Consider the following 16,558-nt stretch of genomic DNA (forward strand, 5'->3'; position numbering starts at 1 on the left):
TATCTTCTCCGGGCCATGGCGAAGCAAGCGCCTCCGGGGACGGAGGGTCCAGACCCCATCGAGTTGCATCTGTGTCACCGCTGCCTGATGCGGCTGCCGGTGGACGCGGGCGGGGTGGACCTTCCGCGCCGCGTGCGCGAAGCGCTGAGGGCGCACGGCCTGGCGGACAGGACGCAGCTCATCCCCGCGTCCTGCCTGGGTCACTGCCCCACGGGGCGGGTCACGGTGCTCGTCGTCCCCGACGCCACGGCGCGGGGCACGCACGCGAAGCTCATCGACCCGAAGGCGGACGGCGAGGACCTGGCCGAGCACCTGTGCCAGGGGCTCGCGAAAGCCGGGCCGCCTTGAGCAGGGCCTCCATCATCGGCACGCAGCTCGCCGTGCCGGTGCCCGCGATGGCGTAGGCGGTGCCGTGGTCCGGGGACGTGCGCGGCACTGGCAGCCCCAGCGTCACGTTCACCGTGCGCTCGAAGTCCAGGGCCTTGGCGGGGATGAGTCCCTGGTCGTGGTACATGGCCAGCACCGCGTCGTACTTCGCGCCCACCTCGTCGGGCCGGGCGAACAGGCCGTCGGCGGGGAAGGGCCCGTGCGCATCCACGCGCTTCGTCCGCGCGCGGCGGATGGCGGGCCCGATGACCTCCACCTCCTCGCGCCCCAGCATCCCGCCCTCGCCCGCATGCGGGTTGAGCCCCAGCACGGCGATGCGCGGCTTGCGGCCCACCACCGGCTCCAGGCCGCGCGACAGCAGCTGGAGCTGCGCCACCAGCTTCTCCACCGTCAGCAGCCCGGGCAGCGCGGAGATGGGCACGTGGTTCGTCGCCAGCGCGATGCGCACGCGCGGCCCGTCCATCATCATCAACACGTCCACGCCGAACGCGTCCGCCAGCACCTCCGTGTGGCCCATGAAGGGGATGCCCGCGCGGGAGATCTCCTCCTTCGACACGGGCGCGGTGCACAGCGCGTCCACCGAGCCCGCGCGCATCGCGTCGATGGCGGCCCGCACGTACGCGTACTGCGCCCGGCCGCCCTCGCGCGACGGCTTGCCCGGCACGCGGTGCTTCTCCGCGAGGCGCGTCACCTCCACCACCGCCGGCCCCGTGGTGCGGCCCAGGTCCTCCAGGGCCACGCGCGGGAAGCGGCGGAAGAGGGGGAAGGCGTCCAGCGTGGGCCCGTCCCCGAACACCACCGGCACCAGCGCGCGGCGCACCGCGGGCTTCGCCAGCGCCAGGGCCGTCACCTCCGGCCCGATGCCCGACACGTCCCCCAGCGAGATGCCCACGCGAGGCAGCGCGGAGGCCGGGGCCACCGGGGCGGGCCTCACATCTTCACTTCGACGTTGGCCTTCGAGCGCAGCTCCTGGACGTACTGCTCCAGGAACTTCTCCGTCTTCTCGTTGAGGAGCTTGGACTCCAGCTTGGGCTTCATCTCCTCGAAGGAGGCCACGGACACGTTGCGGCGCTCCTCCACCTTCAGGATGTGCCAGCCGAAGTTGGTGCGGATGGGCTCGCTCACCTCGCCCTGCTTGAGGCTGAAGGCGGCCTTCTCGAACGCGGGCACCATCACGCCGCGCTTGAAGTAGCCCAGGTCGCCGCCGTCCGACGCGCTGGGGCCCTCGCTGCGCGCGCGCGCCAGGGCCGAGAAGTCCATGCCCGGCCGGCGGGCCTCCTGCGCGATGCCCTCCGCCTTCTGCTTCGCGGCGGCCACCTGCGCCGGCGTGGCCTTGGCGTCCACCTGCACCAGGATGTGGCGGGCGTGGACCTCCACGTCCTCGCTCTCCAGGCGGGTGTACTGGGTGTAGGCGGCCTTCAGGTCCTCCTCGGTGACCTTCACCTTGGGGCCCACCTTCATGCGCAGCAGCTTGTCGCGCACCACGCGCTTGCGCAGCATGTCCCTGTAGCTGGCGAGCGTGAGGCCCTCGTTCACGAGCAGCTGCTCGAACTGGGCCATGTCGCTGACGTTGTTCTGCTTGAGCACGTCCTGCACCAGGTCATCCACCTCCGCGTCGGTGGTGGTGATGCCCAGCTGCGCGACCTCCGCCTCCATCAGCTTCTCGCCGATGAGCGTGTCCAGCGCGGTCTTCATGAGCTGCGCGCGGGCCTCGGCGCGCTTGTGCGGGTCGATCTCCGAGTTGACGCGCTGAAGCTCTGGCGCGGCGCGCTGCTGCACCTCGGACAGCGCGATGACGTCGCGGTTCACCACCGCCGCCACCTTGTCCACCAGCTCCGCGTGGGCGCGCGTACCGCCCGCCAGGAGCATCACCGCCGCCAGGAACGCCACCAGGTTCTTCATCGCAACGACCCTCTTGAACGAAACACCGGGAAGGCCAACCGCCCGCCCTCCGGAAAAGTCCTTCACTTCGCCGCCTGCGGCGCCGGCCGCCCGCGGATGGTCTGCAGCGTGGCCTCGTTCACCACCACCTGGGCCTTGTCGCGAAGGTCCTTCTCGAACGCCTCCTGCGCCGACGCCCGCTTGGCCTCCAGCAGGCGCCCCTCCACCTTCGCGCGCACCTCCGCCAGCTCCCGCTTCCTCGCCGACCTGCGCTCCAGCACCTTGAACAGGTGGTAGCCGTACTCCGTGGACACCACGTCCGAAACCTGCCCCACCCCCAGCTTGAATACCACCTCGTCGAAGGCAGGAGGCATCTGTCCGCGGGGGAAGAAGCCCAGGTCGCCCCCCACCTTGGCGTCCGCGCTGAGTGAATAGCGCCGCGCCAGGTCGGAGAACTTCTTGCCTGCCTTCAGCTGGGCCTGGAGCTTGCGCGCCTCATCCAGCCCCTTGACCACCATCTGCGCCGCGTGGACCTCCTCGGGCTCCTGGAAGTCCGCCTCGTGCGCCGCGTAGTAGGCGCGCAGCTCCTCCTCCGTCACGGCCACGCGCGAGTAGACGTGGTTCATGAAGAGCTTCTCGATGGTGAGCCGGCTGGCCTCGCGCGCGCGCAGCTCCGCCATGGACAGCTGCCCCTGGGCGAGCACCTCGTTGAAGTTGCCCGCCGGGTAGTCGCCTGACAGCCGCAGCACGCCCCGGTCCACCTCTTCGGGCGTCACCGCGATGTTGTTCTGCTTGGCGGACTGCAGGAGCAGCATCCGCTTCACCAGCGTGTCCACGAGCGCCCGCTTGAAGGGCTCCACCTCCTCGGGCGTGGGCTCGGGGCCCTCCGTGGTGGCCAGCTCGCGGGACAGCTCCTGTTCGAAGTCCGTCCGGCTGAGGGACTCGCCGTTCACGGTGGCCACCACCGCGGGGTCCGGCCCCTCCTGGGTCTGCGGCCGGCAGCCCGTCAGGCCCAGCACGCCCAACGCCAGGGCGGTGGACCACGACAGCAGGGAGGCGCGGAAGGGGACGGGACGCATGCGCGGAGGCCTCGGGGGAGGGGTCAGGGGACCTGCCACGGTGGTGCCGGGCCGCCGGGCATTCAAGCGGGACGTCACGGCCGGGATGGGAAGCGAACGGATGGGCCCATGGGACGGCCCTCCGGGTAGCACGGCGTCGGGGCCCGGACAACCGGCGCCCCGGGGCTCGCGCCTCAGACGGGCGTGGCGTTGGAGGACAGGAAGGCCTCCACCTGGGGGAAGATCTCGTCCGGCGCCCTGCGGCCCAGCACCAGGTCCGCGTGGCCGTAGTCCTCCGCGAAGCCGTGGCCGCGCCCGGCGACCAGCATCTTCACCGGGCCCCCCAGGTGCTCCTTCGCCCGGGCCACCGCCAGCGGTGGCGCGAGCAGGTCCCGGCTGCCGGCGATGAGCAGGAAGGGGATGCGCACCCCGGCGAGCGGTTCGCGATAGTCGAAGGCGCCGTCGAAGCTCGTGAACTGGCTGGTGGTGATCCACCGGGCGAACTGCCGCCCCACGCCCCCGGCGATGTCCGCCGGCACGTTGGCCAGCGCCCAGCGCACCACCTGCGGATCCATGTTGTCCGCCAGCATCATGTACCGGGTGAGCGGCCCCGGCGGCGCCCCGAAGAACGCGATGCTGGTGACGCGGCGGGTGGGGATGACCTTGAGCTTGAGCAAGGGCTCCACCCGCTGCACGAAGGCGCGCAGGCCCGGCTGCACCGCGAAGGTGAACGGAGCGCCCAGGGACACCGCCGCCTTCACGGGCGCCTGGGGGTTCTTCGCCAGGTGGGCGTAGAGCATCAGGCCGCCCTTGGAGTGGCCCACCCAGAAGACCTGCTGGGCGCCCGTGGACAGCACCGTGCGCAGGGCCGTCCGCACGTCGTGCTCCGCCTGGTCGTCGAAGTTCCAGTCCGCGCACGCCCCGGCGAGCCCCCGGCCGCGCAGCTCGATGACCCATGTCTCGAAGCCCGCCCGCGCCAGGTAGCGCGCCAGGCTGTATTGCTCGTTGAAGTCCATGTGGAAGCGGTTTGCCCCCAGCCCATGGCACAGCAGCACCGGCTCCGCGTACCGGCGCTCTCCGCGCGGGTGGTAGCGCCCCAGCGCGATGGCCGCCCCATCGTCGGTGGGGACCCGGTACAGCTCGTCCGGCTTGAAGCTCAGTGTCAGCAGCCCCTCCTTTCCCCGCTCGACCGCACGGGTGAAGAGGTCCGCCATCCGGCTCAACCGGGGTGCCGCTGCCTGTCGTGGTGTCACGTCCCTCAGTCTACGCCCGACCCGTGGCCGTTGCCGGGGTGTCGCACCCGGACTTTCACGGAACGGCAGGGCAGTTGCACTGAATGAGAAACCATCGAGGGGAGGTCGTGGAGATGAGGCAGGGCCGGGGTCTCAAGGAAGCGTTGTCGTCCTTCATTGCCACCGTTTTTCCCACAGACACACTGCTGGGGGCCTTGAAGGTGATGGAGCGGCACCACGTGCGGCTGGTGGGGGTGGTGGGGGCGGGGGGCGGGTTGGTGGGGGTGGTGCACGAGGCGCAGGTGCTGGCGGCCTGGCGGATGGATCCGCTGGCGCAGGTGTCGGACGTCATGGCGCGCGTGCGCAAGACGCACGCGGTGCGTTCGAGGAGACGGCGGCTCGCGCTCCTGTACGGCCGGGAACCCGGAGGGCGGATGCGCTCCTGACGGCGCGCTCCTGACGGTAGAGTGGGGGACCGTGTCAGCCGCCGCCCCCGCCGCCTGGACCGTGTACATGCTGCGCTGCCGCGACGGCACGCTCTACACGGGAGCCACCAACAACCTGGAGCGCCGCCTGGCCACGCACGGCCGCGGCAAGGGCGCCGCGTACACGCGGGCCCGGCTGCCGGTGACGCTGGTGTGGAGCGAGCCCGCGGAGGACCGGAGCGCCGCCCTGCGCCGCGAGGCCGCCATCAAGCGGCTCACGCGCGCGGACAAGCTGCGGCTCTTCACCCGGCGCGTGGGACGGCGTTGACGCCCGGCCCCGTGGCTTGTTGGTGGAGCGCCGTGCCCTCATCGCACGGGGTGTGAGGCGAGCGACAGTTGGCGCGGCGTTCCCTGCTGTTTCATCGCCTGGTGATGAATCAGCCAAGCCCCTGGATGGGTATACGGAAGAGGGGGGCTCGAATTAGGGTGGAGGACGTTCCTTGCAGGGGGAAGTCCATGCCGCGTTCTCGCTCTTACTTGTTCGTCTTGCTCGCATTGGGTCTGGGCGTCACGGGTTGCTCCGAGCCCAACCACCAGCCCGTTATCACCGCGGGACCTCGTCCGCTCGGGTCACCCTCCACTCCGGGGGGACTCAAGTTCGAAGAGGGCACCGTCATCCAGCTGCAGTTGGAGGCGACGGATCAGGACGGCGACGAGATCTTCTATCGCTGGTCGCAGGTCCCCTCGAAGCCGGCTGGCGAGTTCAGCAGCACCACCATCGCGGCGCCCACCTGGACGGTGCCTTCGCCGCTCAGTGACCCGAACCAGCCCATCTACCTTTACGTGGAGGTGGAGGACGGCAACGGCGGCGTGCTGGTGGGCCAGTCGCCCGCCATCTACGTCCTGCCGAAGCAGCAGTAGGGGCCGCGTCCCCCCGTCAAACGGCGGGGGACTCGGGCGGAGGCGAACCCGGGCGCTGCTTCGCGCGGCTCCGGGCGCGCAGGGAGAAGAGCGCGGCCGCCACCAGGCCCACGCCCGCGCCAATGCCCGCGCCCAGCAGCTGCGAGTGCATCAGCGACGACGTCACGCTGCGCACGACCACCGGCAGGTTGCACATGGTCTGCGTGGCGAGCGGCGTGCTGTTGTTCCACTCGATGTAGGAAGGGGCCGCCAGCGAGGCCACGAAGGTGCCCAGCAGCGTTCCGGCCAGGATGAAGATGAGGAACGTCTTGAACAGGGCCATTGCGGGGACCTCCTCGGTGGGGGGGCGGCGGGCCGTCCTTCGTAGTACGCGTCCGCCCGCCGCGAAAGAGGCGAAGGCGTGCTAAGGGGGCAGGTGTGCCGCTCTTGCCACTCGCCATCCTGTTCGGGGTCATCTCGCTCGTTTGCGCGGTCCTCCTGCTGACGCATGCCTTCCGTCGCAGCGTGGGCACGGGGGTGATGGTGCTGCTCATCCCCTGCTACATGCTCGTCTACGCCTTCAGCCAGTTCGAGCACCCCCGCAAGAACCTCATCGTCGCGGGCTTCGTGGCCAGCACCCTGCTGACGGCGGTGTTCCTGGGCATCGGCGCCCACGGCATCGCGGCGGTGGCGGCGCGCACCCCGCCCCCCGGCTTCTAGGCCGGAAAGGCACGCGCCATGGCCGGGCCCGACGGAAGCCTCCCGGGTGCCCGCTGCGCCCGGCACCCGGACGCGGCCGCGGTGGCCATGTGCGCGCGCTGTGGCGGCTTCCTGTGCGGTGCGTGCACGGAGGTCCAGGGCGAGACGGCGTACTGCGAGCCCTGCGTGGCCTGGCTCGCCCGGCACGGCAGGCCGTCCCGCGCGGTGGTGGTGTTGCTCGGCGCCAACGTCGTGGGGCTCGTGCTCCTCACCCGGCCGCCGCTGCTCACCGTGGGGACGTTGCTGGCGGGGGTGCTGGGCAGCCTCCAGGCCACGCGCGAGCTGAGGCGCATCGCGCGGGGCGAGGCGGCCCCGGGCGGACGGCTGCCGGCGTGGGTGCTGCGGTGTCTGGCGGCGGTGAACCTGCTGGGCGTGGGCGCGTGGATCGCGCTGGGCGTCTTCGCGCTGTTCTCCTTCCGCCGGCAGGGGTGACGGCGGGAGCGCGTCACACGCCGCGCGCGTTGGGGTCCCAGAGGTACTTGTGCATCTGGAGCTGGAAGCGCACCGGGAGCCGGTCCTCGATGATCCACTCGGCCAGCTCGCGCGGGTGGAGCCTGTCGAAGATGGTGGAGAAGAGGACGCTGAACGGCTTTCTGCCCAGCTGGTGTTCGCGGACGAGCGCGCGCGACCACTCGTAGTCCTCGCGCGAGCCGATGACGAGCTTGAGCTCGTCGTTGGCGTTCATCGACGTGAGGTTGCGGTAGTCATTGCGGTCGCACTCGCCGGACGAGGGCGTCTTCATGTCCACGATTTTATGGACGGCCGGGGGCACGAGCCGCACGTCGATGGCGCCGCTCGTCTCCAGCAGCACCTTGAGGCCCGCCCCGAGCAGCGACTCCATCAGCGGGTAGACGCCCGGCTGGAGCAGGGGCTCTCCGCCCGTGATCTCCACCGCGGGCGTGTTCAGCGCCAGCATCTGGGAGACGATGTCCGCGTTCTTCATGCGGTTGCCGCCGTGGAAGGCGAACTCGCTGTCGCAGTACGAGCAGCGCAGGTGGCAGCCGGTGAGGCGGATGAAGCCGCACAGCAGCCCGGCGTGGGAGGACTCTCCCTGGAGCGACAGGTAGATTTCCTTCACCACCACGGAGTCGGCGGTGGGGACGCGGCGGGGTTCGATGTGCGGGCGTGAGGCGGGCATGGCGTGCGGGAGGAGCGCATCAAGCGCACCCGGGGGCCGTGGGTCAAGCCCGGTGCGGCCAACCCGGGACGAACGTCTCCGGGCGGGCGGGGAATTCCAGGGCGGGCGCTCGGCTTCCGGCCCGGGGCCCAGGCGCTGTCCAGGCCTCAGGCGCGCCGGGCCTTCACCCGGTCGATGAAGGTGTCGATGAGGTGGCGCGCGATGCTCAGGCGGGGCGGGATGCGCGGCAGGTCGTCCACGCCGAACCAGCGGGCCTCGGCGATCTCCTTGCCGTCCACGGTGACGTCGCCGCCCGCGTACTCGGCCATGAAGCCGACCATCAGCGACCGCCCGAAGGGCCACGGCTGGCTGCCGAAGTAGACGAGGTCCTTCAGGTCCACGCCCACCTCCTCCTTCACCTCGCGCAGGACGGTCTCCTCCAGCGACTCGCCGGGGTCCACGAAGCCGGCGACGGTGCTGAAGAAGGGCTCGGGGAAGGACGCGTTGCGGGCCAGCAGCATCTGGTCGCCCCGGGTGATGAGGACGATGACCGCGGGAGAGATGCGCGGGTAGAACGGCGTGTGGTCCACCGGGCAGCGCCGGGCGCGCTCGCCCGCGACCAGCTGCGTGGCGGTGCCGCACTTGCCGCAGAAGCGGTGGCTCAGGTCCCACTCCGCGATGGACAGCGCGCGGCCCGCCACGGCGAAGGTCGCCTCGTCCACCTGCTTGTAGAGAGAGCGGGCGGGGACGAACTTCAACCCCTCCGGCGGCGCGAAGTCTCCGGGCAGCGGGGCGGCGTAGCAGTCCGTGTCGTCGAGCGCGCCCAGGAAGTGGGCGCTGGCGGCGGCCTCCGGCAGGAGCGCGCAGGTGGGCAGGCCGAGGCGGCCGTCCTGTTCGGACACGAGCAGGTCCATGCCGCGCGCGGCGAACAGGAGCGCGGTGTCGCGCGAGCGGGCGGGCGGGTCGTACCCGGGCTGGAAGCGTTTCAGGGAGCTCACGGGGGCACCTTAACGGACGGCGCGGACGGGCGCCGCGCGCTATGCTCCCGGCCGTCCGTCACCGGTCGCCGCCCGCCGGGAGTCCTCGCGTGAACGCCCTCATCCTCCGCTTCGTCTGTGGACTGCTGTTCATCGGCATGGTGCTGGGCGTGGTGACGCATCCCCCGAAGGACCTCACGCAGGGGCTGGGCATGATGCTGCCCGCGACGATGCTGCTGGGCGTGGCGCTGAAGGGCCCTCGGGGCCGCTCCACGTTGCCGAAGAAGCGCACGCCCCCGGCGCCGCCCGCGTCGGGTGGGACGCCTGGCGTCTGAGGGGCGTGCCGCGCAAGCGCGTCAGTAGAGGGCCAGCAGCTCCACGTCGAAGACGAGCACGGAGTCCGCGGGGATGGCGGGCGGGGAGCCTCGCGAGCCGTAGCCCAGGTCGGAGGGGATGACGAGCTTGCGCTTGCCGCCCACGCGCATGCCGACGAGGCCCTCGTCCCACCCGTCGATGACCTGTCCCGCGCCCACCGCGAAGACAAACGGCTCACCGCGGGTGCGGCTGTTGTCGAAGAGGGAGCCGTTGGGCAGCCACCCCGCGTAGTGCACCTGCGCGCGGCTGCCCTTGGCGGCCTCCTTGCCGGTGCCCACGACCAGGTCCTGCGTGTAGAGCCCGGACTCGCTCTTGTTCATCGCGGACAGGTCCACGCCCAGGGAGTCGGCGTAGGTCACCTTCGCGGGGTCGCCGCTGTCGTCGGAGGAGCCACAGCCCGCCAGGGCCAGCACGGCACACAGAAGAAGGGATCGAAGCATGGCCCGCAGCCTGCCCCGCGCGGGCGCCCTGGGGAAGGGGCACGCGGGGCCTGCTCGCCCGGACGGTGACATCCACGCGGGGCCCGCAGGTCCTGCTTGAAGGTCGACCGCGTGGGGCATATCCGTTCCAGCCGCCCCATGCAGACGCCTGCCCCCGCTCCCCGCTCCTCGTCCTTGAGCTCCTCGCTGGTCTGGCTGATGGCGGGAGCCGCGGCCCTGACCGCCGCGAACCTCTATTACAACCAGCCCCTGCTGGGAGACATCGGCCGGGACCTGGGCGGGGCGGGGAGCGCGCTGGGCCTGGTGCCCATGCTGACGCAGGTGGGCTACGCGGTGGGCATGCTGTTCCTGGTGCCGCTGGGCGACAGCCTGGAGCGCCGCAAGGTCATCCTCACGCTGTGTGTCTGCGTGGCCGTGGCGCTGGTGGCGGCGGCGCTCGCGCCCTCGCTGAACCTGCTGGTGGCGGCGAGCTTCGCCATCGGCGTCACCACGGTGGTGCCGCAGCTGCTGGTGCCCTTCGCGGCGCAGCTCGCGGAGCCCTCGCAGCGCGGGCGGGTGGTGGGCACGGTGATGAGCGGGCTGCTCATCGGCATCCTCCTGTCGCGCACGGCCGCGGGCTTCGTGGGCACGCACCTGGGCTGGCGCACCATGTTCTGGGTGGCCGCGGTCCTCATGGTGGTGCTGGGGGTCGTGCTGCGCTTCACGCTGCCCGCGCAGCCACCGCTGGCGGTGATGCCTTACCCCGCGCTGATGCGGTCGCTCATCCACCTGGCGCGCACGGAGCCGGTGTTGCGGCTGCACGCGCTGCTGGGCGCGCTCACCTTCGGCGCGTTCAGCGCCTTCTGGGCCACGCTGGCGCTCTACCTGCACTCGCTGCCGGCGCGCTACGACGCGCAGGTGGCCGGCCTCTTCGGCGTGGTGGGCGTGGCGGGCGCGGCCATCGCGCCGCTGGTGGGCCGCTCCGTCGACAAGGGCGCGGGCCGGCGCATCAACGCCATGGCCATCGCGGTGTTGTTCGCGTCCTTCGGCGTGCTGTGGCTCGCGGGGGAGTCGCTGTGGGGCATCGCGCTGGGCGTGGTGCTGCTGGACCTGGGCGCGCAGGCGAATCAGATCGCCAACCAGGCGCGCGTGTACGCGCTGCAGCCGGAGGCGCGAAGCCGGCTCAACACCCTCTACATGGTGACCTACTTCATGGGCGGTGCCGCGGGCGCGTGGCTGGGCACGTCCGCCTGGACGCGCGCGGGCTGGCCGGGCGTGTGCGCGGTGGGCGCGGCGATGTCGCTCACGGCGCTGGTGGCGGTGCTGTGGAGCAGCCGCCGCGCGCCGGCGCGGGTCCCCGTCACCTGAGCGCCTTCCGGACTTCCTAGAGGTCGCGCTGCATGTTCCGGTGGGGGATGCCCACCTCTTCGTATGGCTCGCCGTACAGCGCGTAGCCCAGGCGCTCGTAGAAGGGGACCACGGGCGTGCGCGCGTGCAGGTGCACGTGGCGGAAGCCGCGGCGGCGCAGCTCCTCTTCCAGGGCACGCACCAGCCTGGCGCCCACGCCCTTTCCTTGGAGCGCTGGCGACACCGCCATCTGGAAGAGCCGTCCTCCGTGCGCGTCCTCTGGATGGAAGAGGACGCAGCCCAGGACGGCGCCGCCCTCGTGGGCCACCAGGTGGAGGCTCTCTTCCTCGAAGGGGAACTTCACGTCCCCGCGCGCGTGGCCCAGGGGCTCGCGCAGCACGCGGAAGCGCAGGTCCAGCTCACCGGCGTACAGCGGATGCGCGGTGTGGATGAAGTCGAGTGCGAGGTCGGCCATGGCGGGCGAGTCTGTCAGAAGCTGCCGGTGAGCTGGAGGTTGAAGGTGCGGCCGTACTGGGGCACGGGGCCGGCGGACACGTCTTCGCTGACGATGAAGGCGTAGCGGGTGTCCAGCAGGTTGTTCACGCCGGCGAAGTAGCGCAGCCGGCCGTAGTCGCCAGACACGCCGAAGCCCACGAGCAGCGCCTCTCCGCCGGCCGCGCCAGCGACGCCGGGCACGCGGGAGCTCTGGTAGGTGGCCTGCGTGGCGATGCGCATGTCGCCGTTGCCCACGGGCAGCAGGAAGCGTCCGGAGGCCAGGTGCGCGGGCGCGGCCTCCACCACGTCCTGCGAGGCATTGCGCAGCGTCACGTAGGAATAGCTCAGGTCCACCAGCAGCCAGCGGCCCGGCTGCCAGTGCAGGCCGGCCTCCGCGCCCCACGCCAGCGTCTCACCGGAGTTGTTCGTGTACACGAGGCACTGGGTGGGGGCGTTCGTGGTGCCGCAGCCGGGCGTGGGCGCGGACTCCGTGGTGAGCGTGACGAGCTGCGAGATGCGGTTGTGGTAGCCGGCCACCGTCACGCGCAGCTCGTCGGACAGGTCGTGCGAGTGCTCCACCTCGAAGGTGGTGATGGTCTCCGGGTTCAGATGCGTCGGGCGCCGCTGGGTGAGGAGGTTGTCCTCGTAGAACAGCTCGTAGACGTTGGGCGCGCGGAAGGCGCGGCCGACGACGAGCTTCGTCAGGCCCTGCGCGTAGGGCCGGCCGATGACGGAGAGCCTGGGCGTGAGGGGCAGCGTGTCCAGGTCGGAGTACCGGTCCACGCGGAAGCCCAGCGACAGGGTCAGGCGCGGATGCAGGCGCCATTCGTCCAGCGCGTACACGGATATGAGCGAGCGCGTCGGCGCTTCCAGGGGGGCCACCACCGCCGGGCTCACGCTCTTCTGCTCCAGGCGCAGCTGGGCCTGTCCCTCCACGCCCACGGTGAGGCGGTTGCTGTCGAACAGGCCCGCCAGCAGGCGCGCCTCGGCGGTGAGCCAGTCCGCCGCGCCCGAGTCGGTGTTCGACTGCGACGTGTCACCGCCGTAGTTCCAGTGGCCCTGGTAGCGGCTGAGGTCCACGGCCCCGCGCAGGGACAGGAGGAGGTGTTCGGACAGGGGGCGCTCGTACTTGGCCTCCGCGAAGCCGCGCACGTCCTGCACGCGGGTGCCCTGCGCGCCCACCAGGGTGCCGTAGGGCGCGGTGGGCACGTCCTTGCTGCGTCCATGCAGCTGGGCCACGAGCGACAGGTTGCCCCAGCGCGCCCGCACCGAACCGGTGCCGGCCTTCTCTCCATCCAGGCCGGTGATGATGGGACCGGGGTCGCCCAGGCGGGTGGTGTCCGCGCCGTGGGACTTCATGCCCGCGAGGCTGAAGAGGATGGAGCGCTGCGAGTCCTCCCACGACGTGGTGGCATGCACCAGGGTGGAGCCCAGCGCGCCCACGGCGCCGGTGATCTCCAGCCGCCGGTCCAGGCCCAGGGTCTCGCGCGGGACGACGTTGATGACGCCGAAGAACGCGCCCGTGCCGTACAGCGCGCTGCCGGGGCCGCGCACGACTTCGATGCGCTCCACCTCCTCCAGGTCCACGCTGAGGTCGTGCGCCGCGTAGCCCTGGCCGGCCCACACGTCATTCATCGCGTGGCCGTCCCAGAGGATGAGGATGCGCGTGTTGAGGTCCCCGGGCGGGGAGAAGCCACGCACGCCCACGTAGGTGTACGTCCGGTCGTCGGTGAGGAAGAAGCCGCGCACGCCGGCCAGGGCCTCCGCGAGCGTGCGCCAGCCGAAGGCGCGCAGCTCCTCCGGGGTGAGCACGGTGGTGGAGGCGGGGGCCTCGTCCACGGACAGGAGGCTCTTGGACGCGGCGCGGACCGGGGGCGGCTCGTAGCGCAGGGTGGCGTGGACCTTCACTTCCTGATCGGGAATGACGGTGACCTTCTGGCGCACCGGGCGCACGTCGCGGCTCTCCACCTCCAGGACGTGTTCGCCCTCGGGGAGGGTGACGACGGTGGGGGTGAAGCCGGCGGGCCGGCCGTCCACGCGCACGGTGGAGCCGTCGTGGTTGGAGGTGACGACGACGCGGCCGGTGGGGCGGGTCTGGGCGCTCAGGGTGACGGCGAGCGGCAGGGTGCCTTCCGCCGGCACGTCGATGACGTACTGGCCGGGCGCGTGGCCGGGCGCGCGCACGTGGAGCACGCGCTGGCCTGGCGACAGGCGCAGCTTCGCGGGGATGCGGCCCAGCACGGGGCCGGTGGGGTTGTCGCGGATCTCCGCGCCCTCGGGGGTGCCGCTGATGTCCACCACGCCGGTGATGAGGGAGAGGTCCAGATCCACGGGGACCTCGCGGCCCCGGGTGACGGTGACGGTGGATTCAGCGGGGCGGTAGCCGTCCTTGCGGACCAGGACCTTGTGGCGGCCTGGGGAGAGCGCGAGCGTCTGGGGCGAGCGGCCCCGGCTGCCCAGGTCGGTGCGGTCGACGAAGACGTCCGCGCCCCGGGGGTTGGTGGTGACGCGCACCAGGGCGACCTTGGGGCGCAGCCGCTCCAGGGAGCGGTTGACCTCCGAGGCGTCCTCGGCGGGCAGGTCCTCCCCGAGCAGGTCATTGTAGTAGCGGTACGCCTCGTTGAACTTGCCCAGGGCCTCGAAGCAGCGCGCGATGTTGAAGAGCACGTTGCGGTTGGGCACCAGCCGGTAGCTGGTGAAGTACGAGCGCAGCGCCTCCGTGTAGTTGCCGTGGGAGTAAGCGTCGTTGCCCAGTTCGAAGGCGATGTCGGCTTCGTCCGCCGTGTTGTCCGCGAGTGCGGGACTGGCGGCGAGGAGCCACAGGGAGAGCAACCAGGGACCGAGGGGGAACGCACGCATGAGGACCCCGGCATTCTTCCCCCGATACGGTGTCAGGTCCATGACAGTGGAACCCGGCGGGGAAAGTCGGGGTGGGAGCACGCCGGGAGTGGGTCAGCGGGCGAGCGCCGCCGCCAGCCGCCGGGCCGAGGCTTCCAGTGCTTCCGGTGAAAGGTGCTCGCCGGGGGCGGCGTCGAACGCGCCCCGCCCCCGCAGGTGGGGCGGCGTGTCCGCGAAGCGGGGGACGAGGTGCAGGTGGAAGTGGCGGAGCACGTCACCGATGGCGAAGGCATAGACATGCTCCGCGCCCAGGGCCTCCCGCTGGGCGCGCATCACCCGGGCGGCGAAGGGGCCCAGCTCCCGCGACACCTCCTCCGCCAGGTCATACCAGCCGCGCACGTGCTGATCGCTGGTGAGCACCACCCAGCCGGGGACGGGGCTGCCCGAGGCCACCCCATGGAGCACCAGGCCGGGGACGCGCGCCAGGACGCCACCCGGTGGGTGGACCTCTCCTCGAACGATGGCGCAGCCCAGGCAGGGGTCGTTCACGTCTGACATGGCGAGTCATCCTCCTCGAAGGCGTTGGGTCGAAACTACCCCACCTTGACGTCACCGCCCTGGGTCGGGGAGTGTCCGATATCCGCCCTTGGGAAGCAGCTGGGGTGTGAAAATTCCGTCATAAATTCAAGGTGGGGACGATGAAGAAGCATGTGCTGATGGCCGTGTTGCCGCTGCTGGCTTGGGGGTGCGGTAGCCCGACTGACGCGGACAACGATGGTGTCGCGGACGGCATCCGGACTCCGAACAACGTGTCGGTGGTGGTGCCTTCGACGCCGAAGGGGACCGTGTCGGGCCAGGTGCTGGGCACGAACCTGCAGCCGCTGGAAGGCGTCACGGTGGCGATGACGATTGGCAGCCAGGCCACTGGCAAGACGGCGACCACGGATCCGAGCGGCAACTTCGTGATGACGGACGTGCCGGCGGGCGCGCAGGTGCTGCTGACGTTCAGCAAGAGCGGCTTCGCGACGCTGCGTGCGACGTCGACGGTTCCGTCGGCGGCGGGCACGGTGCCCATCAACAACGGCAACGCGAGCTTTGGTCCCGTGACGCTGGCGCAGCTGAACAGCACGCTGCGCTTCCAGGTGGTGACGCCGCAGGGTCGCCCGGCGGTGGGCGCGAAGGGCACGCTGGAGGTGGACCGCGCGGGTTCCATCCTCCTGAGCAACTACGACCAGGCCTCCTCCGTGGTGAGCCGGGTCATCGTGGAGGCCACGTCGGACGGTGAGGGCGTGCTGACGTTCAACGGCGTGCCCAGCGGTACGGAGATGGCGCGGCTGAACGGCAACTTCAACCTCTACGTGGCCCCGCTGGATGCGAACGGCGATGGCATCCCGGAGTCGGGTGGCTACGTGAAGAGCTACTCGGGCGCGGCCATCGTGGGCACCAGCGTGACGACGCTCGTCCCGCTGCCGTACGCGAAGCCGTCGAACGTGGCGCTCGCGGTCGAGGGTGGCAACGTGGCCAGCCTGAAGGGCGTGGACAATGACCCGCTGCGGAACATGGTGCGTCCGGGCGAGTCCATCTACGTGTACTTCAACCAGCCGGTGCAGCCGGGCTCGCTGCTCGTGCGCCTGACGGACGAGTACGCGAAGGAGTCGCTGCCGGTGACGACCTCGGTGACCCTCGGTGGCTACTCGGCGATCATCACGCCGACCGGCGGCATCATCCAGGAGGGCAAGGAGTACAACATCTTCGTGCGCGCGGTGTCCGCCGAGGGCGGCACCAACTACAGCCGCACGGGCTTCTTCTTCGGGGGTGATCAGTCCACTCCGAAGGCCGTGAGCATCGCGGAGCTCCGTTACCAGGAGACCAGCGCCACCGGTGCGACGTCGACGCAGATCAATCCCGGCGAGATCGTGTACGTGAGCTTCTCCGCGCCCATCTCGAAGCCCGCGGGCGCCACGGTTCAGGTCTTCTTCGATGGAGACATCAACGGTGACAGCTCCATTGGCGGTACGACGGTGGGAGAGCTGAACAACGTCTACGGTCAGGGCTTCAACCTCTTCATCGACGAGCCGACGCGGCCCTACGCGACGCGGACGCCCGCCGAAAACCCTGTCTTCAGCATCACGCCTTCGGGCTACAGCACGCGGTACTCCTTCGTCTACGCGGGCACCAGCGCGCTCATCCCGAGCCAGGTGAAGCTCGTCGTGGGCTTCGCCAAGCTGGCCCCCGTGTTTGGCAGCAACGAGTCCTACGAGAGCATCTGGGGCCAGCCCATCGAGTCCGACCTGCGGGCCGAGGGCGCGGTCATCCAGCCCGTGCCGGCGCCGTGATTCGAATCACGA

At 71.0% G+C, this 16,558-nt stretch carries 20 protein-coding genes; 9 read left to right on the top strand and 11 right to left on the bottom strand.

The window, feature by feature from the left end; genetic code table 11:
* Positions 1-15: 15 nt before the first annotated feature.
* Positions 16-348, top strand: a complete 333-nt coding sequence (locus tag FOF48_RS19425) for a hypothetical protein (RefSeq protein ID WP_143903810.1) — start codon at positions 16-18, stop codon at positions 346-348.
* Here FOF48_RS19425 and pdxA read toward each other — a convergent pair.
* From pdxA to FOF48_RS19445, 4 genes are all read right to left on the bottom strand, one after another.
* Positions 272-1,321, bottom strand: a complete 1,050-nt coding sequence (gene pdxA / locus FOF48_RS19430) for a 4-hydroxythreonine-4-phosphate dehydrogenase PdxA (RefSeq protein WP_255442395.1) — start codon at positions 1,319-1,321, stop codon at positions 272-274. The genes FOF48_RS19425 and pdxA overlap by 77 nt on opposite strands.
* Positions 1,318-2,355: a peptidylprolyl isomerase gene (locus FOF48_RS19435; RefSeq protein WP_328700894.1), complete on the bottom strand. Its 1,038-nt coding sequence runs from the start codon at positions 2,353-2,355 to the stop codon at positions 1,318-1,320. Before FOF48_RS19435 ends, pdxA begins: the two co-directional genes overlap by 4 nt.
* Entirely contained in the window at positions 2,352-3,347 is a 996-nt protein-coding gene (locus FOF48_RS19440; RefSeq protein ID WP_143903814.1) for a peptidyl-prolyl cis-trans isomerase, read from the bottom strand. The genes FOF48_RS19435 and FOF48_RS19440 overlap by 4 nt, the downstream gene beginning before the upstream one ends.
* A 173-nt stretch (positions 3,348-3,520) precedes the next feature.
* Entirely contained in the window at positions 3,521-4,540 is a 1,020-nt protein-coding gene (locus FOF48_RS19445) for an alpha/beta fold hydrolase (protein WP_143903816.1), read from the bottom strand.
* A 152-nt stretch (positions 4,541-4,692) separates the two neighbouring features.
* On the opposite strand from FOF48_RS19445, the gene FOF48_RS19450 reads away from it, so the two are divergent.
* From FOF48_RS19450 to FOF48_RS19460, 3 genes are all read left to right on the top strand, one after another.
* Positions 4,693-5,004, top strand: a complete 312-nt coding sequence (locus FOF48_RS19450) for a CBS domain-containing protein (RefSeq protein ID WP_143904264.1) — start codon at positions 4,693-4,695, stop codon at positions 5,002-5,004.
* Between the two features lie 67 nt (positions 5,005-5,071).
* Positions 5,072-5,311 carry a GIY-YIG nuclease family protein gene (locus tag FOF48_RS19455; protein ID WP_143904266.1) on the top strand — a complete coding sequence of 80 codons (240 nt, stop codon included), beginning with the start codon at positions 5,072-5,074 and terminating at the stop codon, positions 5,309-5,311.
* A gap of 188 nt (positions 5,312-5,499) precedes the next feature.
* Positions 5,500-5,904, top strand: a complete 405-nt coding sequence (locus FOF48_RS19460) for a hypothetical protein (protein WP_143903818.1) — start codon at positions 5,500-5,502, stop codon at positions 5,902-5,904.
* A gap of 16 nt (positions 5,905-5,920) precedes the next feature.
* Here FOF48_RS19460 and FOF48_RS19465 read toward each other — a convergent pair whose 3' ends face one another.
* Entirely contained in the window at positions 5,921-6,226 is a 306-nt protein-coding gene (locus FOF48_RS19465; protein ID WP_143903820.1) for a hypothetical protein, read from the bottom strand.
* 95 nt (positions 6,227-6,321) lie between these two features.
* Between FOF48_RS19465 and FOF48_RS19470 the strand changes: the two genes are divergently transcribed.
* Both FOF48_RS19470 and FOF48_RS19475 read left to right on the top strand, forming a co-directional pair.
* A complete protein-coding gene (locus FOF48_RS19470; protein ID WP_143903822.1) occupies positions 6,322-6,603 on the top strand; it encodes a hypothetical protein in 282 nt (93 codons plus the stop codon).
* A gap of 18 nt (positions 6,604-6,621) precedes the next feature.
* On the top strand, positions 6,622-7,074 hold the full coding sequence (locus FOF48_RS19475) for a hypothetical protein (RefSeq protein ID WP_143903824.1): 453 nt from the start codon (positions 6,622-6,624) through the stop codon (positions 7,072-7,074).
* Positions 7,075-7,087: 13 nt separating this feature from the next.
* Here the strand turns inward: FOF48_RS19475 and FOF48_RS19480 are convergent, their stop codons facing one another.
* On the bottom strand, positions 7,088-7,780 hold the full coding sequence (locus FOF48_RS19480) for a radical SAM protein (protein ID WP_143903826.1): 693 nt from the start codon (positions 7,778-7,780) through the stop codon (positions 7,088-7,090).
* Positions 7,781-7,926: 146 nt separating this feature from the next.
* On the bottom strand, positions 7,927-8,757 hold the full coding sequence (gene nudC / locus FOF48_RS19485) for an NAD(+) diphosphatase (protein ID WP_143903828.1): 831 nt from the start codon (positions 8,755-8,757) through the stop codon (positions 7,927-7,929).
* Positions 8,758-8,846: 89 nt separating this feature from the next.
* Here nudC and FOF48_RS19490 point away from each other — a divergent pair, with 89 nt between their 5' ends.
* The gene (locus tag FOF48_RS19490) at positions 8,847-9,071 is read left to right on the top strand and encodes a hypothetical protein (protein WP_143903829.1); all 225 of its coding nucleotides are present in this window, start codon (positions 8,847-8,849) and stop codon (positions 9,069-9,071) included.
* Positions 9,072-9,092: 21 nt separating this feature from the next.
* On the opposite strand, the gene FOF48_RS19495 is transcribed toward FOF48_RS19490, so the two are convergent.
* Positions 9,093-9,551, bottom strand: a complete 459-nt coding sequence (locus FOF48_RS19495; protein ID WP_143903831.1) for an FKBP-type peptidyl-prolyl cis-trans isomerase — start codon at positions 9,549-9,551, stop codon at positions 9,093-9,095.
* Between the two features lie 138 nt (positions 9,552-9,689).
* On the opposite strand from FOF48_RS19495, the gene FOF48_RS19500 reads away from it, so the two are divergent.
* The gene (locus tag FOF48_RS19500) at positions 9,690-10,898 is read left to right on the top strand and encodes an MFS transporter (RefSeq protein WP_143903833.1); all 1,209 of its coding nucleotides are present in this window, start codon (positions 9,690-9,692) and stop codon (positions 10,896-10,898) included.
* A gap of 16 nt (positions 10,899-10,914) precedes the next feature.
* Here the strand turns inward: FOF48_RS19500 and FOF48_RS19505 are convergent, their stop codons facing one another.
* From FOF48_RS19505 to FOF48_RS19515, 3 genes are all read right to left on the bottom strand, one after another.
* Positions 10,915-11,352 (bottom strand): GNAT family N-acetyltransferase, encoded by a 438-nt coding sequence (locus FOF48_RS19505; RefSeq protein ID WP_143903835.1) that lies wholly within the window; start codon positions 11,350-11,352, stop codon positions 10,915-10,917.
* A 14-nt stretch (positions 11,353-11,366) separates the two neighbouring features.
* Positions 11,367-14,231, bottom strand: a complete 2,865-nt coding sequence (locus FOF48_RS19510) for a TonB-dependent receptor domain-containing protein (protein ID WP_143903837.1) — start codon at positions 14,229-14,231, stop codon at positions 11,367-11,369.
* A 93-nt stretch (positions 14,232-14,324) separates the two neighbouring features.
* On the bottom strand, positions 14,325-14,768 hold the full coding sequence (locus tag FOF48_RS19515; RefSeq protein ID WP_143903839.1) for an HIT family protein: 444 nt from the start codon (positions 14,766-14,768) through the stop codon (positions 14,325-14,327).
* A 140-nt stretch (positions 14,769-14,908) separates the two neighbouring features.
* Between FOF48_RS19515 and FOF48_RS19520 the strand changes: the two genes are divergently transcribed.
* On the top strand, positions 14,909-16,546 hold the full coding sequence (locus tag FOF48_RS19520; protein ID WP_143903841.1) for a carboxypeptidase-like regulatory domain-containing protein: 1,638 nt from the start codon (positions 14,909-14,911) through the stop codon (positions 16,544-16,546).
* Positions 16,547-16,558: the final 12 nt, after the last annotated feature.

It is taken from the genome of Corallococcus sp. Z5C101001, from assembly GCF_007352635.1.
Classification (GTDB): Bacteria; Myxococcota; Myxococcia; order Myxococcales; family Myxococcaceae; genus Corallococcus; species Corallococcus silvisoli.